The organism is Kribbella sp. NPDC050241 (assembly GCF_044459685.1).
Taxonomy (GTDB): domain Bacteria; phylum Actinomycetota; class Actinomycetes; order Propionibacteriales; family Kribbellaceae; genus Kribbella.
This window is the reverse complement of record NZ_JBITJE010000001.1, coordinates 1,560,770-1,583,078: the sequence shown is the minus strand read 5'-3', so window position 1 is coordinate 1,583,078 and position 22,309 is coordinate 1,560,770. Positions and strand designations below refer to the sequence as shown.

General features: G+C 69.3%; 18 protein-coding genes. 11 read left to right on the top strand and 7 right to left on the bottom strand.

What is annotated here, in order from left to right:
* Window positions 1-2: 2 nt before the first annotated feature.
* A complete protein-coding gene (locus tag ACIBG5_RS07465; protein WP_396390686.1) occupies window positions 3-818 on the top strand; it encodes a group I intron-associated PD-(D/E)XK endonuclease in 816 nt (271 codons plus the stop codon).
* A gap of 39 nt (window positions 819-857) precedes the next feature.
* Here ACIBG5_RS07465 and ACIBG5_RS07460 read toward each other — a convergent pair whose 3' ends face one another.
* Both ACIBG5_RS07460 and ACIBG5_RS07455 read right to left on the bottom strand, forming a co-directional pair.
* Window positions 858-3,029 carry an MMPL family transporter gene (locus ACIBG5_RS07460; protein WP_396390685.1) on the bottom strand — a complete coding sequence of 724 codons (2,172 nt, stop codon included), beginning with the start codon at window positions 3,027-3,029 and terminating at the stop codon, window positions 858-860.
* Window positions 3,030-3,111: 82 nt separating this feature from the next.
* Window positions 3,112-3,657, bottom strand: a complete 546-nt coding sequence (locus ACIBG5_RS07455; protein ID WP_396390684.1) for a TetR/AcrR family transcriptional regulator — start codon at window positions 3,655-3,657, stop codon at window positions 3,112-3,114.
* Between the two features lie 118 nt (window positions 3,658-3,775).
* Here ACIBG5_RS07455 and ACIBG5_RS07450 point away from each other — a divergent pair, with 118 nt between their 5' ends.
* Window positions 3,776-4,708, top strand: a complete 933-nt coding sequence (locus ACIBG5_RS07450; protein WP_396390683.1) for a S1C family serine protease — start codon at window positions 3,776-3,778, stop codon at window positions 4,706-4,708.
* A gap of 77 nt (window positions 4,709-4,785) precedes the next feature.
* Here the strand turns inward: ACIBG5_RS07450 and ACIBG5_RS07445 are convergent, their stop codons facing one another.
* Window positions 4,786-5,331, bottom strand: coding sequence for a GNAT family N-acetyltransferase (locus ACIBG5_RS07445; protein WP_396390682.1), 546 nt, complete (start codon window positions 5,329-5,331; stop codon window positions 4,786-4,788).
* A 22-nt stretch (window positions 5,332-5,353) separates the two neighbouring features.
* Between ACIBG5_RS07445 and ACIBG5_RS07440 the strand changes: the two genes are divergently transcribed.
* On the top strand, window positions 5,354-5,989 hold the full coding sequence (locus tag ACIBG5_RS07440; RefSeq protein ID WP_396390681.1) for a tetratricopeptide repeat protein: 636 nt from the start codon (window positions 5,354-5,356) through the stop codon (window positions 5,987-5,989).
* A gap of 53 nt (window positions 5,990-6,042) precedes the next feature.
* Here the strand turns inward: ACIBG5_RS07440 and ACIBG5_RS07435 are convergent, their stop codons facing one another.
* From ACIBG5_RS07435 to ACIBG5_RS07425, 3 genes are all read right to left on the bottom strand, one after another.
* Window positions 6,043-7,068 carry an NAD(P)/FAD-dependent oxidoreductase gene (locus ACIBG5_RS07435; RefSeq protein WP_396390680.1) on the bottom strand — a complete coding sequence of 342 codons (1,026 nt, stop codon included), beginning with the start codon at window positions 7,066-7,068 and terminating at the stop codon, window positions 6,043-6,045.
* A 155-nt stretch (window positions 7,069-7,223) separates the two neighbouring features.
* Window positions 7,224-7,823, bottom strand: a complete 600-nt coding sequence (locus ACIBG5_RS07430) for a hypothetical protein (RefSeq protein ID WP_396390679.1) — start codon at window positions 7,821-7,823, stop codon at window positions 7,224-7,226.
* Window positions 7,824-7,959: 136 nt separating this feature from the next.
* A complete protein-coding gene (locus ACIBG5_RS07425; RefSeq protein ID WP_396390678.1) occupies window positions 7,960-8,619 on the bottom strand; it encodes an MBL fold metallo-hydrolase in 660 nt (219 codons plus the stop codon).
* Between the two features lie 249 nt (window positions 8,620-8,868).
* Here ACIBG5_RS07425 and uvrA point away from each other — a divergent pair, with 249 nt between their 5' ends.
* The 8 genes from uvrA to ACIBG5_RS07385 all read left to right on the top strand — a co-directional run bounded on the left by uvrA (window position 8,869) and on the right by ACIBG5_RS07385 (window position 21,350).
* On the top strand, window positions 8,869-11,883 hold the full coding sequence (uvrA, locus tag ACIBG5_RS07420) for an excinuclease ABC subunit UvrA (RefSeq protein WP_396390677.1): 3,015 nt from the start codon (window positions 8,869-8,871) through the stop codon (window positions 11,881-11,883).
* Window positions 11,884-12,094: 211 nt separating this feature from the next.
* On the top strand, window positions 12,095-12,433 hold the full coding sequence (locus ACIBG5_RS07415; protein WP_360446933.1) for a hypothetical protein: 339 nt from the start codon (window positions 12,095-12,097) through the stop codon (window positions 12,431-12,433).
* 14 nt (window positions 12,434-12,447) lie between these two features.
* Window positions 12,448-12,750: a hypothetical protein gene (locus ACIBG5_RS07410; protein ID WP_131356880.1), complete on the top strand. Its 303-nt coding sequence runs from the start codon at window positions 12,448-12,450 to the stop codon at window positions 12,748-12,750.
* A 103-nt stretch (window positions 12,751-12,853) separates the two neighbouring features.
* Window positions 12,854-13,222, top strand: coding sequence for a DUF6507 family protein (locus ACIBG5_RS07405; RefSeq protein WP_396390676.1), 369 nt, complete (start codon window positions 12,854-12,856; stop codon window positions 13,220-13,222).
* Window positions 13,219-13,500, top strand: a complete 282-nt coding sequence (locus ACIBG5_RS07400; protein WP_360446937.1) for a hypothetical protein — start codon at window positions 13,219-13,221, stop codon at window positions 13,498-13,500. The genes ACIBG5_RS07405 and ACIBG5_RS07400 overlap by 4 nt, the downstream gene beginning before the upstream one ends.
* 80 nt (window positions 13,501-13,580) lie before the next feature.
* Window positions 13,581-20,546 (top strand): toxin glutamine deamidase domain-containing protein, encoded by a 6,966-nt coding sequence (locus ACIBG5_RS07395; protein WP_396390675.1) that lies wholly within the window; start codon window positions 13,581-13,583, stop codon window positions 20,544-20,546.
* The gene (locus tag ACIBG5_RS07390) at window positions 20,543-21,067 is read left to right on the top strand and encodes a hypothetical protein (protein WP_396390674.1); all 525 of its coding nucleotides are present in this window, start codon (window positions 20,543-20,545) and stop codon (window positions 21,065-21,067) included. Before ACIBG5_RS07395 ends, ACIBG5_RS07390 begins: the two co-directional genes overlap by 4 nt.
* A 1-nt stretch (window position 21,068) precedes the next feature.
* Window positions 21,069-21,350 carry a hypothetical protein gene (locus ACIBG5_RS07385; RefSeq protein WP_131356895.1) on the top strand — a complete coding sequence of 94 codons (282 nt, stop codon included), beginning with the start codon at window positions 21,069-21,071 and terminating at the stop codon, window positions 21,348-21,350.
* Window positions 21,351-21,356: 6 nt separating this feature from the next.
* On the opposite strand, the gene ACIBG5_RS07380 is transcribed toward ACIBG5_RS07385, so the two are convergent.
* A complete protein-coding gene (locus ACIBG5_RS07380) occupies window positions 21,357-22,205 on the bottom strand; it encodes a hypothetical protein (RefSeq protein WP_396390673.1) in 849 nt (282 codons plus the stop codon).
* Window positions 22,206-22,309: the final 104 nt, after the last annotated feature.

The following is a 22,309-nucleotide window of genomic DNA, read 5'->3' as shown; positions in this document are numbered from 1 at the left end:
CCATGAGGGGCACCGACATTGTCGGTGCCCCTCATTACGTTGACACCATGGGGGATCGACGAAGCTGGAACGACAACCAACTGCGTGAGGCAGTCGAGAGCAGCAGCTCCTGGCGTGCTGTTGCCCGCGCCCTTGGACTGAAGGGCACGTCCGCGGGAGTCATCCGAACGGTGCAGCGGCACGTTGCACGTCTCGAACTGGACACATCGCACTTCACCGGGCAGCGCCGCTGGTCCGACCAACTGCTACGTGAGACGGTCATCGGGGCGAGCTGTTGGGCCGATGTGCTTGCTGGCCTCGGGGTCATCGACAACGGTGAGAATCGGGTTCGGGTCAAGGGACATGCGGTCCGGTTGGGTCTGGATTGCATGCACTTGAAGAAGCTGGACCTCTCGGCGACAGCAGAAGACGTCTTCGTCGAGCCGGTCCGGCTGGAGTCGCTCCGTACTGCGGCATCGGCGCTGGCGATGGCCTGGTTCACCTTGCGCGGATGTGCGGTTGCGCTGCCCGTCGAGCCTCAGGAATATGACCTGCTGGTGACGACCTCCAAGGGTATTCAGCGGGTACAGGTGAAGACCTGTGCCTCACGCAACGGCAGGGGTTACTGGTATGTCGGGGTCGGACGCCGCCCGTACGTGCTCGACAAGTCCGCCGGCAAGATGCCTTACGATCCCGAGTCGATCGACCTGTTCTTCATCGTTCTCGGCGACGGCAGCATCTACGTCATTCCGAGCAGTGTCCTGGCCGGCCGGGTAGGCATCTCCGCGGAAAGCTACGCCGCCTACCGGGTCGGGGATGCGTCGAGTTTGTTGCGGTGAGGGGCATCGGGGTTGGGTCGGCCGATGCCCTCAGGGTGTTCAGTGGATGCCGGCGAGTTTCTTGGGGTCGGGGTTTTCGTCGATGCGGAGGGACTCGCCTTCGATGTCGACCTTCGGGGTGATGCGGTCGAGCCACTTCGGGAACCACCAGGCGCGGTCGCCGAGCAGGCTGAGTACGGCCGGCACCAGCGTCATCCGGACCACGAAGGCGTCGATCAGTACGCCGATCGTCAGGCCGAAGCCGATCGCCTTGATGATCGGGTCGTGGACCAGGATGAACCCGGCGAACACCGACGCCATGATGAGCGCAGCCGCGGACACCACCCGAGCGCCGTGCCCGATACCTTCGATCGTGGCGTCGGTCGCGTGCCGCCCGTGCACGAACTCCTCCCGCACCCGGGACACGATGAAGACTTCGTAGTCCATCGCCAGCCCGAACAGCACGCCCATCATGATGATCGGCAGGAAGCTGACCAGCGGTCCGGGGGAGTCCACCCCGACCAGGCCGGCCGCCCAGCCCTGCTGGAACACGGCGACGGTGATGCCGAACGTCGCCCCGATCGTCAGCACGAATCCGAGCGTCGCCTTCAGCGGCACCAGCAGCGACCGGAACGCCAGCAGCAACAGCAGGAACGAGAGCCCGATGACCACGAACAGGTACGTCGGCAATGCGTCGGACAGCTTGTTCGACACGTCGACCCCGACGGCCGTGTTGCCGGTCACCGAGATACTCGCGTCGCCGGTGGCGAGCGGCTTGACCGCAGACCGCAGGTCCTTCACCAGGTCCGCGGTCGCTTCGGTGGCCGGTCCGCTCTGCGGGATGATCTGCAGCAACCGAGTCGATCCGTCCTGGCTCGCCGGGCCGGGCTGCGCCGCGACCACATCATGCATGCCCTGCGTCTTCGCGAGCACCTGCTGGACCAGCGCGCCGGACCGCGCCGGGTCGTTGCTCTTCACAACCACGACGAGCGGACCATTGGCGCCTGCTCCGAATACCTCAGCGGTCAGGTCGTACGCAACCCGCTGGTTCGACCCGGCCGCGGCCGATGCACCGTCGGGCAGCGCGAGCCGCATGTCCTTGGCCGGAATCGCCAGCAGTCCCAATCCGATGATGCCGATGGCAACGATCGGAACGCGGAACCGGGTGACCAGCCGCCCCCAGCGGAAGCCGGCGCCCTCGACCGGCGCAGTCGCCGGCGCCTTGCGGATCTTGCGGGGGAGGATCCGGTTTCCGACGAACCCGAGCATCGCGGGCAGCAGCGTGAGCGCGACCAGTACGGCGGTCAGCACCGTCGCGGCAGCCGCGAATCCCATGGCCGTGAGGAACGGAACGCCGACCACGGACAGACCGGCCAGCGCGATCACGACGGTCGCACCCGCGAACAGCACCGCCGATCCGGCGGTCGCCGCCGCCCGGGCAACGGACTCCTCGGGATCCATCCCCTCGGCGAGCTGGCTGCGGTGCCGTGAGCTGATGAACAACGCGTAGTCGATACCGACAGCGAGCCCGAGCATCAGTGCCAGGATCGGTGCCGTCGACGACACGTCGGTGAACGCGGTCACGATGAACAGGCCGGCCATCCCGGCCAGCACCCCGAGCAGCGCCGTCAGCAGGGTCATCCCGGCCGCGACCAGCGAACCGAACGTGACGACCAGGACGATGCCCGCGACGACCACGCCGATCACCTCGGTCGCGCCGATCTCGGGTACGCCGCCGACGACCTGGCCGCCCGGGACGACCTTGAGGTCTCCGGAGCTGAGTCCGCTCAGGCCGTCGTACGCCTCGGTGCTCTGTTTGGAGAGCTCATCGGCCGGCTTGCTGAACTGGACGCTGATGAGGCCGGTGGTGCCGTCCGGGCTGATCGCCTTGCTGGTGAACGGGTCGATCGCGCCGATGACCTCAGGCACCTTCGCGACCTTGGCGACGGTCGTGCCGACGGCGGCCTTCACGGTCGGGTCGGCGAGGGTCTTGCCGTCGGGTGCCTTCACCACGACCGTGGCCGACGCGCCGCTGGCCGCAGGCAACTCCTGCTTGAGAGCGTCGAGCGCTCGCTGCGACTCGGTGCCGGGGATCGAGAACGTGTTCGCGGTCTTGCCGCCGAGAGTCAGCGCAGCGACCCCCAGCGCAACGAGGAAGACCGCCCAGACGGCGGCGACGAGCCGCCGGTGCTGGTAGGAGAACCGGCCGAGCCGGTACAGCAGATTGGCCATCGGGTAGGCGTCCGTTCGGGTCGTACGGGCGGGCAGAGGAGCGCGGCGTCCGGGGCGGAGGCCGGGGCGATCGGAGTCGAGGTCAGGCGGATCTGAGGATTCTGCGGAGGGCGATGTCGCAGAGCTTGCGGAGTTCGTCGTCGGTGCGTTCACCGGGATGGCGGCACTCGCCGAGCAGGCCGTTGATGGCGAACTTGGCCAGATCCCGCTCGAGGGGGTCGTCGCTCCCGGCCAGCAGGTCGGTCAGCCTGATGCCGTCAGCAACCAACTGGGCGATCTCGGGCACCTCGTCGATCACCGGCAGGATGTCCTGCAGTACGTCGATCACACCGCGGTACCGGACCGCGAGGTCGGTGAACTGCTGGATCGCGAACTCCTGGGCGTCGGTTTGCGACAGCCCGGCGGCGGAGTCCATCAGCCCGGCCAGGTCCGCGGCGGCCGGCTCGAGCACGGCGGCGAGGACGGCGGGCTTGCCGTTGAAGTGGTACAGCACCGTCGCCTTGGAACAACCGGCGGCGGAGGCGATGTCCTGCAGGGATGTGGCGTTGTAGCCCCTGTCCTGGAACAGGTGCATCGCCTGCCGGACGATCTCGTGCCGGGTGCGCTCCCGGACCGGGGTGGCTGCCATGAAAGCCATCTTTCCTGACCGATCGGCCAGTTTTCAACCGATCGGTCAGATCTGTGCTGCGGCTCACGTCTGGTGCGCTGGGTTGATTGCGGTGTAATGCTGTAATCAGGAGGCGGAGATGGCGGAGGACGACGTACTGGACGCGTACTCCCGGGTGGTCTCGGGAGTGGCGGAACACTTGATCCCGCGGGTCGCGAGCCTGCGGATCCGGAGCCGGCGGGGCGACTCGTCCGGATCGGCAGTGGTACTGACCGAGGACGGGCACCTGCTGACGAACGCCCACGTGGTCGGCGAGGGCGAGCACGCGACCGCGGAGTTCGCCGACGGGACCTCGGCCGAAGCCCGGGTGATCGGCGTCGACCGGTTGTCGGACCTCGCCGTACTGCGCGCCGACCGCGACATCCCGGACCCGCCGGAGTACGGCGACGCGGACGGCCTGAAGGTCGGGAACCTGGTGGTTGCCGTCGGCAACCCACTGGGCCTGGCTGGCAGCGTCACCGCCGGCGTGGTCAGCGCACTCGGCCGGTCACTGCCGGTACGCAGTGGGTCCGCGCAACGGATCATCGAGGACGTCATCCAGACCGACGCCGCGCTGAACCCCGGCAACTCCGGCGGAGCCCTTGCCGACGGCAACGGACGGGTCATCGGCATCAACACGGCCGTCGCCGGCATCGGTCTCGGTCTCGCCGTCCCCGTCAACCCGACGACTCGCCGGATCATCTACTCGCTGTTGCATGACGGGCGGGTACGCCGTGCGTACCTGGGGCTGGTAACGACGCCCGCACCCCTGCGGCCCCAGTTGGCTGAACGCTTCGACCAACGCAGTGCGCTGCGCGTCGTCGAGGTCATTGCGGGCAGCCCCGCCGCACAAGCCGGCCTCCGTCAAGGTGACCTCGTCCTGGCCGTCGACGGCGCACCCCTCCGCGACGCCCAATCCCTCCAACGCCAACTCTTCGCCGACGCCATCGGACGACGTACCGAGATCACAGCCATCCGCAACAACGCCCTGGTAGACGTAGTAGCCCACCCAACCGAACTAACCGACAGATAGCGTCACCAGTGCCGAGTCGTGGATCCGGGTTCGGGAAACCGCTCGGGGCCGACGTTTGTTCACGACTGAGTGACAGCTCAGTGGTCCTTCGTGAGTGGGGCTCGAAGTAGTACGCCGGTGCCGGGTTTCAGGGGGTTGCCGGGGAAGGTGAAGTCTCGGGTCAGCTCCGTGAAGCCGAGGCGGGCGTGGAGGTCCAGGGTGGGGCCGTTTGCGAGGTTGGCGAAGTAGTGGATGGTGTCGGCGCGCTCTGCAGTCCACCGCATGCGCTCGATTGTCAGGAGTTCGCCGATACCGTGCCGGCGCCAGGCCGGTGACACGATCAGGCCGACCAGGTAGTACCCGGTCGGTGCCGTCGTCGGTGGATCGGCGGAGGTGGTCTCATGCCAGATCACACCGCCGTAGCCGACCACCTCGTCACTCACGCACGCGACCGCGGAGTACCGACGTGGATCCTGCAGATCGCCGAGTAACCGTCGGCGGCGGCCGTCGACCGACCCGCCCGTGCGGGCCACGATCAGCCGCGCGCAGGCATCGAGATCGGCCTCCTTCGCCGGTCGTGTCTGTACCTCGGCACCTAACGCCCGGCGGTCAGTCTCCGGCTCGTAGTCCGCGAACCCGCTCATTACGTCAGCCTAGAATCCACCGATGGACGAGCGAATGGTGCGTGCCGCGGAGCTTTGCGAGCGAGCGATCTTCAACGGGGAGTTCGAGGAGCTGACCGCGGCCGAGCGGGAGCTCGATGGTGTGCGGGCGGATCTCGCACTCGCTCGCGGGAAGGTGTTGCATGCGCGGTTCCTGGACAACCGCGTTGAGGACGCGCAGGAGCTCACGCTGTTCGAGCAGGCGGCCGAGTTCTGCAAGGCGCTGGGTGACCGCCGCGGCGAGGCAGAGGCGCAGTTCTGGATCGGGTGCTTCCACCAGGTCGTGCGCGACGACATCGCGGCCTCGATTCAGCCGCTGACGACGTCGCGGGACCTGGCGAGGGCGGCCGGGGACGACATGACGCTGTCCTATGCCCTCCGGCACCTCGGCATCGCGGCGCACATCTCCGGCGATCTCGACGGCGCCCGTGCGCTCCTCGAGGAGTCGACAGCACTCCGTCGTACCCTCGGCTTCACCGCAGGTGTCGCCGCCAACCTCGTCGGCCTCATCTACGTAGCCATCGCCCAGGACCGCCCAGGCGACGCCTGTGCCTTGGCCGACGAGGCGCAGGAGCTAGCGGCGTCAGCCGGAGCCGCCAAGGTCAGCGAGCAGATCGAGGCTGCCCGTTCCGGCATCTAGTGTCCCGCGTCTGAATCTCGTTCACGGATGGCGTCGGACAGGACGCACAACCATCAGAAGCGGCCCGGGCGGCAACCTGACAGGGCCGACTCGACGGTTCCCTCGACCAACTCCCGCGCGATCAGGCGGCCCACGGCCGCGGCGAGCGTGACCGCCGAGTGCATCACTGCCACGTAGAGGCCGGGGACCTCGGCGACCGGGCCGACGATCGGGTCACCGTCGGCCGGCATCGGACGCACTCCGAGTCGGGTGCTGAGCAGCTCGACGCTCCCGGCGCCACGGAAAGTGGACCGGACGGCGGCAAGGGTCCGTTCGGGCGAGTCCGCGGCGGCTATCAGCCGGTCCGCGGCGACCTGCCGAAGATCGAAGTCCTCGGTGTTGACCACGCCGCGGACCAGACCGGCCGGGGCGCGGAGCCGGAACAGCGGGCACGGCGACGGTTCGACCGGGACGTGCACGCCGAGCGGCGCGGCCAGCGCAGCCGTGGCAACTCCGGCCGCCAGCACCACCGTCGCACCGGAGAGGGGTCCGGCTGCCGTCTCAACCCCAGCAATCCGGCCGGCCGTATCCCGGCGGACCGCGGTAACCGGCGTGTCCAGGTGTACCCGAGCTCCATGGGTGCGAGCGCCCGCGACCAGCCGCTCGGTCACGCCCACCGAGTCAACAGCGCCATCAGCCGGCGCCCAGACTGCCCACTCCGGAGGCTGCCGAACGGTGGGCTCGAGCGTCGCCACGGTGGCCGCGTCCACGATCGTCTGCCCAGGCCGGGCGTCCGGCGCACTGTCCTCCCTGGTCCAGCTCAGCGAACCGGACCAGCTCACCGGGAGTCCCGGCAACTCGACGCCGAGTCGGTGGTACTCCGCCGTCGCGGTGGCCCGCAGCCCGGCGGCCGGACCCTTGTGCACGCCAGACGCTCCGCTCGGCCCGGCGAGCGTGACCCAGGCGAACGAGTCCGCCGTCACGCCGGCGCCTGGCCTCCCGGCGTCGACCAACGTCACGCTGGCGCCCGCCCGGGCGGCGTGATAGGCCACCGATGCGCCGACAATGCCGGCGCCGACGACGACCACGTCCCTACTCACCGGTGAGCTCGACACGTTCACGACCCTAGCGTCCGCACCGACCACCCGCGCGGCCTTTTGGCCAACGCCCGCTGACCGACGGCGGCCTGGAGGAACCGTTCCGCAAGCTGGCCGGGACCTGGCGCTACACCATCGTGTCCCGTTCTGAGGTTGTCTCAGGTCGTGACGGGCGGTGAGACCCCGGCGGCGTTCGCCTGCTCCGCTGCCGCGGCCCGGCGGGCATGGCGCAGGCCCAGCACGCCGAGAACCAGCAGGATGATGGCGACGATGTACGCACCGATTGCCGCGATGCCGGCGATGGTGCCCATCGTCGCGAACGCGTAGCCGTAGAGGAGCAGGCCGCGCAGCGTGTTGCCTTGGAACAAGGTCTCGCGCAGTCCGGCGAGCGCCTGACCCTGCGGGGAAACCTTCTCTGCGGGGCTCATGGCCAGGTACGCGCCGCTGACCTCCTGGTAGGTGCGGCCGTTGGAGGCGGCGTTCATGTGCACGAGGATGTAGTGGTCGGCGTAGGCCTTGGCCTCGGGGCCGGTGTCCATGGGGCTGCCGGCGTACTGGTCGAGCGCGTCGCGGTCGTCAGGGGGCAGCGACTCCAGCGCCTGACCCTCAGGCATCGTGATGCCCTGGATGGACAGCTGACCCTCGACCTCGTTGTTGATGAAAACGTACGCCCAGGTCAGCAGACCGCCCGCCAGCAAGAGTGTGGCGGCGAGCAACAAGCCGGTCCACGAGATGAGTTTGTCGAACGAGGAACGCATCCGAGGCTCCCTTTCCCGTGCGCGGCCATCGCGCCATTGCCTCGACGATAGGATCCTCCGCACCGGCGCGCATGATCCGCTGTGGGTGATTTCACGGCGACGCGCCGTCACGCAGGATCGTCAACGCCGAACCCTCTCACCAACCGCGTGCTCGCCACTCGCCTAGCTTCGGGCGCTCGGCGCCGAGAGTGGTGTCGGCACCGTGGCCCGGGTAGACCCAGGTCTCGTCGGGGAGCGTGCCGAAGAGTTTGGTCTCGACGTCGTTGATGAGCGAGGTGAAGCGCTCCGCGTCGCCCTGCGTATTGCCGACGCCACCGGGGAACAAGCAGTCGCCGGTGAACAGGTGAGGTGGGCCGTCCGGGTCGTCGTACACGAGGGCGATGGAGCCGGGCGTGTGGCCGACCAGGTGGATGACGCGCAGGCTGCAGTTGCCGACAGAGATGTGGTCGCCCTCGTCGACGAGTTGGTCGGTGGGGACCTCGATGCCTTCGGCGTCGTACCGGCCGGCCACCGTGGTGGCGCTGGTCCGGGCGACGACCTCGGCGAGGGCCTGCCAGTGGTCCTGGTGGCGGTGGGTGGTGACGATGCGGGCCAGGCCGCCGTCGCCGATCAGCTTCAGCAGCGTGCCGGCCTCGTTGGCGGCGTCGATCAGCACCTGTTCGTCGGTCTGCCGGCAACGCAGCAGGTAGGCGTTGTTGTCCATCGGCCCGACCGCGACCTTGGTGATCATCAACTGGGCCAGCTCGTGCGTCTGCGCTGGTCCGCCGACCTTGACGTTTCCGTGGTACTCCGGCATGCGCCCTCTCCCTGGATGTCGGTGATACCGCCGATCCTCGCACCCCGGAGGCGTTCCGGTCATGTCCGGCCCGGGTTGCGCGAACCACCCGTCACGATCGAATATACTTTCGAAGCGGCCGGGGGACAGCACCGGTGTCCCGGCCCTTCCGGTGCCTCCGCCACAGCGCCGGAAGTTTTTGTCGGTGGGCCTCGTTAGCATGACGGGGCATGTCCCCGGTAACCCTCGAGAACGGCTGAGAGTGAGCTTGTGTCTGACCGTCTGATCGTGCGCGGAGCACGCGAGCACAACCTGAAGGACGTCTCGGTCGACCTGCCTCGGGACTCCATGATCGTCTTCACCGGACTCTCGGGGTCCGGTAAGTCCAGTCTCGCCTTCGACACGATCTTCGCCGAGGGCCAGCGGCGGTACGTCGAGTCACTGTCGGCGTACGCGCGGCAGTTCCTCGGCCAGATGGACAAGCCCGACGTCGACTTCATCGAGGGGCTGTCGCCGGCCGTTTCGATCGATCAGAAGTCGACTTCGCGCAACCCGCGGTCGACCGTCGGCACGATCACCGAGGTGTACGACTACCTCCGTCTGCTGTTCGCCCGCGCCGGTCGGCCGCACTGTCCGGAGTGTGGCGAGCCGATCGCGCGGCAGACGCCGCAGCAGATCGTCGACCGCGTGCTGGAGCTCGAGGAGGGCACCCGGTTCCAGGTGCTCGCGCCGGTCGTCCGCGGCCGCAAGGGGGAGTACCTCGATCTGTTCCGCCAGCTGAGCGGTCAGGGGTTGTCGCGGGCCCGGGTGGACGGCGAGACGATCCAGCTCACCGACCCGCCGAAGCTCGACAAGCAGAAGAAGCACGACATCGATGTGGTCGTCGACCGGCTCGCGGTGAAGAGCTCGGCGAAGCAGCGTCTGACCGACTCGGTCGAGACCGCGCTCGGCCTGGCCAGCGGTCTGCTGGTGCTGGACTTCGTCGACCTGCCGGAGGACGACCCGCATCGCGAGCGCCGCTTCTCCGAGAAGCTCGCCTGCCCGAACGATCACCCCCTGGCGATCGACGAGCTCGAGCCACGGTCGTTCTCGTTCAACTCGCCGTACGGCGCCTGCCCGGTGTGCACCGGTCTGGGCACCCGGATGGAGGTCGACCCGGAGCTGCTGGTCCCGGACCCGTCGAAGTCACTCGACGAGGGAGCGATCCAGCCGTGGTCCGGAGCGAACGTCTCGCAGTACTTCGAGAGACTGCTCGCGGCGCTGGCCAAGGACCTGAAGATCAAGACCACCACGCCGTTCGGCGAGCTGCCGGCGAAGGCGAAGAAGTCGCTGCTGACCGGGCACGACAAGCAGGTCCACGTCTCCTACAAGAACCGGTACGGTCGCGAGCGGTCGTACTACACCACCTTCGAGGGCGTGATCCCGTACGTCGAGCGCCGGCACGCCGAGGCGTCCAGCGACACCGGGCGGGAGCGCTTCGAGGAGTACATGCGCGAGGTGCCGTGCCTGGCCTGCAACGGCGCTCGGCTGAAGCCGATCTCGCTCGCCGTGACGATGGGTGGCAAGAACATCGCCGAGGTCAGCGCGATGTCGATCGACGAGGTGCACGCGTTCCTCGTGGACATGGAGCTGAGCCCGCGGGAGAAGCAGATCGCGGAGCGGGTGGTCAAGGAGATCGGCGAGCGGCTGCGGTTCCTGCTCGACGTCGGTCTGGACTACCTGGCGCTGAACCGCCCGGCCGGCTCGCTGTCCGGCGGCGAGGCGCAGCGGATCCGGCTCGCGACGCAGATCGGCTCCGGCCTGGTCGGCGTGCTGTACGTGCTGGACGAGCCGTCGATCGGTCTGCACCAGCGCGACAACCGGCGGCTGATCGACACCCTCGTGCGCCTGAAGAACCTGGGCAACACGTTGATCGTCGTCGAGCACGACGAGGACACCATCGACCACGCCGACTGGGTGGTCGACATCGGCCCCGGCGCCGGCGAGCACGGCGGCCAGGTCGTCGTCTCCGGCACGGTCGACGACCTGCGCAACCACCCGGACTCGATCACCGGCGCGTACATCTCCGGCCGCCGGGAGATCCCGATGCCGGCGGTCCGCCGGCCGCTGACCGAGGGCCGCGAGCTGACCGTGTACGGCGCCCGGCAGAACAACCTCAAGGACATCGACGTGACGATCCCGCTCGGGGTCTTCGTCGCAGTCACCGGGGTGTCCGGCTCGGGCAAGTCGACGCTGGTCAACGACATCCTCTACACGTCGCTGGCGCGGCACATCTACGGCGCCCGCACGGTGCCGGGGCGGCACACGAAGATCTCCGGCATGGAGTTGGTCGACAAGGTCATCCATGTGGACCAGTCGCCGATCGGCCGGACGCCGCGATCCAACCCGGCGACGTACACCGGGGTTTGGGACCACATCCGCAAGCTGTTCGCGGACACCCCGGAGGCGAAGGTCCGCGGATACCAGCAGGGCCGGTTCTCGTTCAACGTCAAGGGCGGCCGGTGCGAGGCGTGCTCGGGTGACGGCACGCTGAAGATCGAGATGAACTTCCTCCCGGACGTCTACGTGCCCTGCGAGGTGTGCCACGGCGCGCGGTACAACCGCGAGACGCTCGAGGTGCACTACAAGAGCAAGACTGTCGCCGACGTACTGGACATGCCGATCGAGGAGGCGTCGGAGTTCTTCGCTGCGATCCCGGCGATCTCGCGACACCTGAAGACTCTGGTCGAGGTCGGCCTCGGGTACGTCCGGCTCGGGCAGCCGGCGCCGACGCTGTCCGGTGGTGAGGCGCAGCGGGTGAAGCTGGCGTCGGAGCTGCAGCGGCGTTCCACCGGCCGGACCGTGTACGTGCTGGACGAGCCGACGACGGGTCTGCACTTCGAGGACATCCGCAAGTTGCTGGGCGTCCTCGGCGGCCTGGTGGACAAGGGCAACTCGGTCCTGGTCATCGAGCACAACCTCGACGTGATCAAGACCGCGGACTGGATCATCGACCTCGGACCCGATGGTGGGCGTCGCGGCGGGACGCTGGTCGCTGAAGGTACGCCGGAGGAGGTCTCGGAGAACCCGGCGTCGTACACGGGGGAGTTCCTGAAGGAGATCCTGGCCGGTCGCGCGGCCAAGCCGAATGTGAAGCAGGCGGCCGCAGTGAAGAAGGTGCCCGCCAAGAAGGCGGTCGCCGCGAAGAAGACGGCAGCCAAGAAGACGGCGGCGGCGAGGTCCAGCGCGGCGAAGAAGGCGACGGCTGTGAAGAAGACCGCGGCAAGGAAGCGCGTCGCGAGCTAGTTCCTGCGGCCGGCCGGCCCTCAGCTCATATCGGGCTGGGGGCCTCGGCGTTCCCGGAGACAAGTTGGCTAAGGCAACGAGTTCCGGGCGTTGCGCGATCGCTCTGGTCGACGTGAGCCGAAAGTGACGGTCTGCCGACAAGGTTCGCCGAGTGACCCGCTCCGACCACTAACCTGACGGTGCGGCGCAACGACACTGCGAAGGAGAGACTGTGAGCGGACGCTGGGACATGGGCCAGGACACCCTGGGCCAACTGGCCAAGAAGACCACGACCGGAACGCAGGACCTCGGCGGCTTGGTGAAGCAACTGGTCGCCGCGGCGCAACCGCTGGAAGGCAAGATGAACGGCTCCGGCAAGCAGGCGTTCATGGCCTTCAAGGCCAACGTCGACAGCATTGCGGGCGACCTGAATGCGGGCCTCGCGGCGATCAACCAGGGCCAGTCGGGGATGGACACCGCCTTCCGCGGCGGTGACACGGAGATGGCCGACACCGCGAAGAAGAACCAGGGCGGCGCGGACTTCAACGCCGCCAAGTTCGGCAAGCGCTGAGAGAGGAACTGACGATGGCGAACCGCAACAGCTACGACACTGCCGCCTCCGGCGAGGTGCAGACGACCATCAAGAACCTCTCCGGCCAGATCGAGGGTCTGATCGCGGCGCACAAGAAGAACGTCGCCGCCGCGCTCGGGGACGCCTCGGCCACCGACGTGACCGAGAAGTACCGCGGTGTCGAGGCGCGCTTCGACAAGGCGGCCGCGTCGACGCTGGCGATCATCAAGTCGCTGCAGGACACCATGTCGGCGAACGACGCCACCGCCGCCGCGACGCTGAAGAAGGCGTCCGCCGCGGTCGACGGTATCGGCTGACGCACCGTCGGATCCGCACGGTCCCGGACGCCGGCCAGCGACTGGCTGCGTCCGGGCCGGTTTGTGAGCCCAAGTTGGCCCCCGACCCCTCGGAGGAGCAAGAGTGGACTGGGATATCGATGTCGCCGGCACCAGCAAGGTCCTCACGGACACACAGACGGCGGCCGAGCCGTTCAACAAGCTGTCGAAGGACTACGGCGACAAGCTGACCAACCTGATCACCCCGTTGAAGTACGACGCCTTCGCGGTCGTCGCGGTCGCGATCGGGGAGTACGCCCAGCACTGGCAGCCGACGATCGAGGCCGCCGCCAAGCAGGTCGGCTCCTCACTGACCGGCGCGTCGAACGCGGTCAAGGCCTACATGAACGGCCAGCACGACATGGTCCTGAACGCGCAACAGGCCGCGGGGCGGGGCGAGATCCCGAAGCCGCCCGGCTCGACCCGGCGGACCGCAGGGAGCAGGGCGGAATGAGTGAGCAGCAGCCGGCCGAGGTGCCGGCCGAGGTGATCGAGGCGGGCCGGGTCCGGCTGGCCGAGTGGCTGACCGCGCAGGCGCCGTCGCCGGATCTGGGCGCGACGCCGGAGGATCTGGCCGACTGGCAGGCGCGACCCGCCGAGGAGTTCCTGGTCTTCGTGCCGCCGGGCTACGCCAACCAGGTGTTCCTGGTGGCCGAGCACGGTGTCAGCTCGTTCGCCCCGAGCGAGCAGTCGCTCGAAGAGGCGATGGCCGCGGCTCGGCCACGGGCCTGAGCGTACGTCGCCGTACCCGGTAGGCCCCCCGGCGGAACCAGCATCCTGTTGACCCAGCGCGACCGAGGAATTGAACCGACATGATCGAACCGAACGGCATCCCGATCGAGAAGATCTCGACCGTGGTCACGGCGCTCGAGCAGAACGTGCCAGGACTCAGCGGCCTCGGGCAGAAGTTCACCGACCTGGGCAACAACGTCCACAACACGTTCCAGCGCCTGAACGGCGTGTACCACGCGCCTGAGCGTGAGGTCCTGGTCAACTCGACGAAGAAGATCCAGACGAACCTGACCGAGTTCGGTCCGAGTCTGCCGGCCATGTCGCGGCATCTGACCAACCTGACCGGCGACGTCCGGGGCAAGCTCGGCACGCTGAAGGACATCCGGGAAGAGGCCTACGAGTGGCATCGGCGGAAGAACCGCAACCCGGAGTGGAAAAACGATCAGGACATGATCGACGACAACAACCGGATGGTCGAGGACGTCCGCCGGATCGTCCGGGAGGAGATTCCGAACCTCTGTTTCTCCGCCGCCAACGAGATCGTCAAGCTGCACGGCGGTAAGCCCTGGGACTCGAAGACCGGTGTGCGCGAGGGCGAGAAGCCGCCGGAGCAGAAGGAGCAGGACGGCGATCCGCCGCCGGAGGCATGGGGAACGTCCGAGGAGCGGGACAAGCCGCTGTGGCAGGACTGCCTCGAGTTCCCGGTGAACTTCGTCGTCGGTGTCGCCACCGTGGTCGGTGAGACGCTCGAGGGTCTGCTGACCCTGATCCCGGTGCTGCCCGCGATCGCCAGCATCCCCGGTGTCCGGGACTGGGCGAAGGACAAGCTCGGGTGGGACATGCCCACCTGGGAGGATGCGGGCAACGCCTGGAAGGGCCTGGGCCTGATGGTCGCCCATCTTGCGACCGCGCCCATCGAGCTCGCCTGGTGGGGCTTCGATCAGCTCACCGGCCTGGACACCCGGCCTGACGCGGTCAAGTCGTACAGCGAGCAGGGCGCCCAGATGGGTCTGGGCATGGTCAAGGGCTTCGTCGCTTGGGACGAGTGGGCGAAGAACCCGGGCAAGGCGTTCGGCATGGCGCTCACCAACGTGGTCGCGACCGTGGCCAGCGGTGGTAGTGCCGGTGCGATCAAGACCGCGGCGATGGCCGGCAAGTTCGGCGCGGCGAGCATGGCGGTGGCGAAGGTCGCCAAGGTGGCCGAGTTCGCGCAGGGGACCAGGATCGCCATGCACGACGGCGTCCTCGGCGCGGTGACGAAGATCCCGAAGGTCGGCGACGTGGTCGGCGGCCTGTCGAAGATCCCGATCGTCGGCGACACCTTCAAGCTGCAGGGCGTCCCGAACATCGACGTACCGTCGACGCACACTCCGGACGTCAGTTCGTCGGACACCCCGGACGTCAGCACGCCGACGCACACCCCGGATGTCAGCACGCCGGCGGCCCATGCGAATGCACCGACGGTCGACAGTCCATCGGTGGACACGCCTGCGGTACACGACACAGGCGGCACGCCGCAGAGTCCGGTCAGCGATGCCCCGTCGGCTCCGCTGTCTCACGCCGACCCGAGTACGACGTCGCCCGCCGCGCACTCCGGCCCCGGCACCACCACACCCGGCGGCAACTCCCCGGCCCCGACAACCCAAATGTCGGCGCCAACCACTCACGCCCCGGACACCCAGCCCACGCCGGGCACCTCGCGCGCACCGGAGTCCGGTACGCCGAGCACATCGCGCGGCCCGGAGTCGAACACGCCGTCTACGTCGCGTGCACCGGAGTCGACCACGCCGGGGACGACGCGCACTCCTGACGGGCAGACGACGCCGGGCACGTCCCGCGGGCCGGAGTCCTCGGCACCTGGTTCGACCCGCGCGCCCGACTCGACCACGCCCAGCGGCACCCGCACGCCGGATTCCACGTCGCCGAGCACCACGCGTACCCCGGACTCCACCACGACCCCGGGAACCACACGCACGCCCGAGCCGTCTACGACAAGCTCGCACACGCCGGGGACCAGCCACACGCCGGACTCACCCGGCACGCACACCCCGGAGTCAGGGACGCCAGGCCCGACCCGCACGCCGGAGTCGACCACTCCAGGCCGCACGCCCGAGCCGTCTACGCCGAGCACGCACACGCCGGGGACCAGCCACACGCCGGACTCACCCGGCACGCACACCCCGGAGACCCCCGGTACACGCTCCCCGGAGACCCCCGGCACGCACACTCCGCGCATGCCGGAAAGTGGGACTCCGCATACGCCGGAATCGACCACCCCGGGTCGCACACCTGAGTCGACGACACCGAGCACGCACACCCCGGAGACGCCTGGCACACGCTCCCCGGAGACCCCCGGCACACGCTCCCCGGAGATCCCCGGTACGCACACGCCGGAGACGCCCCGCACGCCTGAGCCGGGGCCGGCGCGGGCGCCGGACGTGGCACCTGCGGCGAGGAACGCCGACCCCATGGTCCAGCCGTTCATGCCGGTGCACCCCGGCATACCAGGGCACGTCGGCGCACCGCACGGCACACCGAACGCCCCGCACTCCAACACCCCCGGCACGCCGAATGCCCCGCATTCCAACGCCCCGGGCACGCCGAATGCCCCGCATTCCAACGCCCCGGGCACGCCGAACGCGCCGCACTCCAACGCGCCGGGTGCGCCGAATCGGCCGCATGACGCGGCGAACGATCCGAAGTGGGACGACCCGCTGCGCCGGCAGGTCGAGCTCGACCGGTTGAAGCCGGACTATCTGCGTCCGGAGCCGGGAAAGCCGCGCTCGATGGTCGACCCGCACCAGCACATTCCGGCGCGGCGGGAGGACCCGCGCTGGGGCGAGCTGAACGATTCGGTCGGCGACCCGCCGGTGAGCAACGTGCCGGACTGGGTGGGCCGGGTCAATCCGGACCATGACCTGAGCCCGCACTACCGGATGAACTGCCCGGACATCTCGCGGAACGTCGCCGACATCCTGAACGGCGGTGAGCCGCGGCTGGCGTCCGGGAACGCGTTCAAGAGCGGCGAGGATCCCGAGGGGACCCTCGAGTGGATGGACCTGGACGACTTCCGGCCGGAGCACAAGATGGCGGCGCCGCAGGGCCCGCACAACCCGGCGGACTTCACGAATGCGGCGTACCGCCGGGTGTACGACGCGCTGACCGGTAAGCCGCCGGGCACGCACGCGAACATCTTCGTGACCTGGAAGGGCGGTACCGGCGGGCACGTCTTCAACGCCTTCGTCGACGAGGGCGGCCGGGTCAAGTTCCTGGACGCGCAGCCTCCGGGCGGCAGGCTGGTGGACTCGTTCCCACCCGGCCACACGTCCCCGCACCCGGTGAACCCGTACCACGACGCCAACGGCCGGCCGGTGGATATCGACTCCATTATGTTCGCCACCCGTGAACCAGGCGGACGCTGGGACGGCATCCCGCGCTCGCCGAACACCCCGCCGGCGTCCCAGCTGCGCTTCCAGCGCGACGTACGTCCCGTCTCGGGCGCTCCCGACGTACCCAACGCGCCCACGTCCATCGCGGACCGCCTCAACCCACCAGACGCGCCAGCCCGCACCCCGGACCCGGCGTCACCAACAGCCTCACGCCCCGAGGGGCGTGCACCAGAGTCCGGTACGCCGAGCTCGCGGTCCGACGCTCCGCAGTCCGAGACGCCCCGTCACATGGATCAACCGGAATCCCGCACTCCGGAGCAGCCACACCACGCCCCGGACACGCATGCACCGAACGCCCACACGCCAGACCCGCACGCGCCGGAGGGGCGTACCCCGGCGGGGCGTCCCCCGGGGGCCGACGGGCGTACGCCGGATGGGCACACTCCGGAGACGCGTGCGCCGGCGGGTCGTGCGCCGGATCGGCACGCGCCGGAGGGTCGTACGCCGGAAAGGCACACCCCGGCGGCGCGTACGTCGGGGGCCGACGGCCGTACGCCGGATGGGTACACTCCGGAGACGCATGCGCCGGAGGGTCGTACGCCGGAGCCGCGTGCGCCGGAGGGTCGAGCGCCGGAGACGCATGCGCCTGGCGGGCGTACCGCGGAAACGCACACCCCGGCGGGGCGTACCCCGAGGGTCGACGGGCGTACTCCGGGGGTCGACGGGCGTACGCCGGATGGGCGCACTCCGGACGCGCGCACGCCGGATACGCATGCGGCAGAGACGCGTGTGCCGGCGGGGCGTACTCCGGGTACGCATGCGGCAGAGACGCGTGTCCCGGACACGCACACTTCCGGCACGCATGCGCCGGAGGGGCGTGGGGCTCAGCAGTTCGGGGCTGGGCGGGCGGACGATGGCGGACCGTTTGCGGGATCGGAGTTGGCTGATCGGGGGTTCCGGGCTTCGGCGCAGGACGAGGCGGCGTACCGAGCCACGTTGCGGTCGATCGACCGGGCCAAGATGGCCGAGCACCGGGGGCGTGGGCGAGCACAGCTCGGGGATCAGATCGACGATCTGTCGGACGTCGAGCTCAATGCCATGGAAGAGATGCTCGGGATGCCCCATCAGGACATCAACCGAGCGTTCCGTGCAGGCGACCCGAATGTCGAGCGGATGCCGCTCGTCCGTGTGGCGACGTCGGCGATGAACAGACTGCCGGACCACGTGGGGGAGATCCATCGAGGGATCACATTCGACACACCCGGCGAACTGCAGGCGTTCCTGGACCGGTACACACCGGGCAGCACCGTCCGGGAGCCGGCGTTCACGCACTCGGACAAGGATCCAGCCGGCGCCGAGATCTTCAGCGGCGGGCGGTACGCGCCGGCTCGGGTGGTCATGCACATCGATGCTCACCACGGCAAGGACATGTCGTTCCTGCGTGATCCGCACCTTGGTGTGGACGAGGTCATCCACCCGCCGCACACATCGTTCTACCCGACGAAGCTGGAGTTCGATCCGGAGACCAAGACGTGGCACGTGCATGTGCGTGACCACGGCGGGCCAGCCGACGCGCCCGTCGGCGAAGCGCCGCGGGTTGCGGTGGAGCCTGACAACACGAGTTCGTACTGGCGGCAGCAGGCGGAGAGCCGCTACCCGTCGCCGCAGCACCCGCCGCAGCCTCCGGTAGACCTGTCCGTTCCCGGCCAGCCTGTGCACCCGACGGCACCGTTCGGCCCGGGCCAGCCGCACCAGCCAGCCGACCCGTTCGCCCCGAGCCAGCACCAGCAGCCCTACGGCCCAGGCCAGCCGAACTACGGCCCGCCCCAGCCCGGGCAGTCGTTCGGTCCGGGTCAGCCGGACTATGGGCCGCCTCAGCCGGGGCCGTCGTTCGGTCCGGGCCAGCACCAGCCGGGTGAGTCGTACGGACCTGGGCAGTCGCATCAGCCGGGTGAGTCGTTTGGGCCTGGGCAGCACCAGCAGCCTGACTACGGTCCGCCCCATCTGGAGCCGGACTACGGGCCGCAGCAGCCGGGGCAGCCGCATCAGCCGTACGGGCCACCGCATCAGCAGCCGCATACGCCGAACCAGCCGGGCCAGCCGGAGTTTGGTCCAGGGCATCGGCAACCGGAGCAGCCGGGCTACCCGGGGCATCAGCAGCCGAACGGGCCGCAGCGGCCGGGAGAGCCGGGGTACCCGGGGCAGCAGCCCCATCAGCCGTACCCGGGGCATCAGCAGCCGGGGCAGCCGCACCAGCCGTACGGGCCACCGCATCAGCAGCCGCATGCGCCGAACCAGCCGGGCCAACCCGGGCAGCCGGGGTTTGGTCCAGGACATCGGCAACCGGGGGAGCCGGGGTTCGGTCCGGGGCATCGGGAGCCGGAGCAGCCGGGGTACCCGGGCCAGCAGCCGCACCAGCCGTACCCGGGGCATCAGCAGCCGGGCCAGCCGCACCAGCCGTACGGGCCACCGCATCAGCGGCCGCCGTACGGGCCGGGCCATCAGCAGCCGCATGCGCCGAACCAGCCTGGGCAGCCGCATCCGCCGCAGCCGGGCCGGCCCCCGCACCACCCAGGGCAGCCGCCGGGGCAGCCGCCGTATCACCCAGGGGAGCAGCCGGGGCAGCCGCCGTATCACCCGGGGCAGGAGCCGTTTGGGCCGGCGGGGCATGATCCGTATGGGCCTCCGCGTCAGCCGGAGTCGCCGTACGGGCCGCCGCAGCAACCGCATCAGCAGCCCTACAACCCGCAGCAGCCGCACAACCCGCAGCAGCGGCCGGGGTACTCGCCGCAGGAACACGGGCCGTACGCCCGCCACGACCAGCCGCCGCGGCAGAGCGGATACGGATCCGCGCCGGACGGTCCGCAGCCGGACTACTCGTCACACGCCGGCCACGGCGAGCAGCCGACGCACGGCGAGCAGCCGACGCACGGCGAGCAGCCGGCGCACGGTGAGCGGCCGGCGCACGGTGAGCGGCCGGCGCACGGTGAACGGCCGACGCACAGTGAACAGCCGGCGCACGGGACCGCGCCGGAGGGTGCCTCGCCGGCGGCCCAGCGGAACGCGGAGTATCCGGTGCGCGACCCGGACCACAACGAGTTCGTCGAGAACGACACCCCGAAGGCGGAGGCCGGGTTCCGCGACATCCGGAACATGACGGATGACGTTCCGAACGTCGCCGCGGCGGCGAACCTCGATCCGTCGCTGGTGGACACAGCGAGGCGGAACCTCTTCGTGAACACCCACGATGTCGCGATCGGCCCTGGCGATGTCCGGCACGGGAACTTCAGAGCGGACGAGGTGATCGCCGACCTGTGGAAGGAAGCGGCGTCGGGGAAGCAGTTGTCCCGCGACAAGGTCAACATGCTGCGGTCACTGATCGCCCACGAGGTCGTGGAAGCCAAGCTGATCGAGGCCGGGGTACCGTACAACTTCGCCGAACCGAAGCTGTGGGGACCGGACAAGTACTACGACTTCAGTCGCGAGCACGCGGGCGCGCATCAGGTGGCACCCCGGTCGTTGCAGAGCTGGGACGAGGCGGACTTGCTGAAACACTGGAGAACGCTCGGGCTGACCCCTCCTCCCGGTGGGATCGCGCCTGATCTGTCGAACCTGGACGAGGTCGTCCGAGCTGCGATCGAGGGGATGGGATGGTGACCGACACGACCGCCGCGGAGCGCATGGTCGACCGCCTCCTCGCCGTGAAGTGGGACGACGACATCGCCTATCAGCGGCGCCGCTCCCGCGCACGGCTGGCGAGCGAGTTCCTGCGACGGACGGCGCAGTGGGCGCTGGCCGTCGGAGCGATCGAGAGTTGGCCGTTCGGCGATCTGGCCGGCGCCGTGGATCCGGCGGTCGCTGTCGACCCGGCGCTGCAGGCCAGGCTCGCGCTCGACGCGGCGACCGCGGGCGAGTTTCCGGTCCGTCCGACGGATGCCGCGGTGATCGTGCGGTGGGCAGCGCTCGGGAGCCTCCCGCGGCAACGGTTCCCAGAGCTGGCTGATCCGTACGAGCCGTTGCTGGTGATGTTCGGCCGTGGCGGTGCGTACACGGTGGCCAACGGCGCGATCGAGCTGGGCTACGGCACGCTCCCGATCCTGTCGGTGGCAGAGCGGGCTTCGCTTGCGCCGCAACCGATCGACGCGGCGTCGTTGGACGCGTTGGACCGGGAGGGCTGAGATGTCCGGGAACTACGGTACGCAGGTCATCGAGTCGGTCGCGGTCCGGCGGCGGCGGTTGCGGGAGGCCTGGTTGTTCGGGGCCGAACGGGCCAGGAACACGCTGACCGAGCAGACCGGGAAGGTGTTCGCCAGCGTGATGATCGGGGCGGTCGCCTGTGCCGGGTGTGCCGGAGTCTCGTACTTCAAGACCTCGATGGCCAAGGAGAACGAGAAGAACCAGCAGCCGGTGCCGACGGCAACGACCTCCGGCCCGGTCAGTCCGTCACCGTCGAAGAAGTAGCCGGCCTCAGCGACCGAACAGGTGCCGAAGCCAGGTCCGCCGCGGTTGTGGCTTGACCGCGGCCGGGAGTACTGCGGTCGGCGGTGTCTCCAGCGTCACGGGAACCTGGACCATCTGGTCGCCCTGCAACCAGAAGAGATCCGGCGAGCATCGGTCCGGCGCGCCCTGGTAGCTCTCGGCGACCCACCGGGCGAGCGCGTCGGCGCGCGCCTGCCCGGCGTCGGCGGGGCAGTACGCGAGCGTGCTCAATCGGGGTACGCCGATCAACAGGCCCGCTCCCATCGATGCCTGTGGCAACAAGTTTTCCCGGTCCACGATCGCCATCGAGACCAGCGGGTCGTCGTCGCGGCCGAGAACGGTGAATCCATCGTTCTGCTGCGGCTCCAGGTCCTTGATCTCGGCCAGGGACAACTGCACCGGTGACGGTACGCCGGGATCGGCGAGGCCGAGCATCGCGCGCCGGACCACGGTCAGCCGGCGCAGTTCGTCGCCGGTACGGACGAAGACGACGACCTCGAAGTGGTCCCCGAACGGGATCAACGCGTCGGCGACCGGGCCTGCCGTCCGGGCGGACCAGCCGCGCTGCACCAGCAGGGCACGCTGACGTTCGCCGACGTCGCCGTAGCGGTGCTCCTCGGTGGCGAGCTCACCCTCCGCGACGACGGCCCGCAGCCAGGCCTCGATCTGCTCCGGCCAGCGCGGCTGTGGTAGCTGGAGGCAACGATTGACGATCTCGCCGACGCCGACCACCGCGGACATCTGCAGTGCACCCCGGCCCCAGCCGACCTCCACGGTCCGCTCGTCGGCGTCCACCACGCAACCCGGTAACCAGATCGGTGCGAGATCCGAAATCATTTCCACCACGGTGGAATCGTTCGCGCCCGTCATCCCTTGACCTCACCCACCACTAGAGTGTCTCGCACGTCCGTCGGTAAGAAGTACGAAGTCCCCCGCGCAAC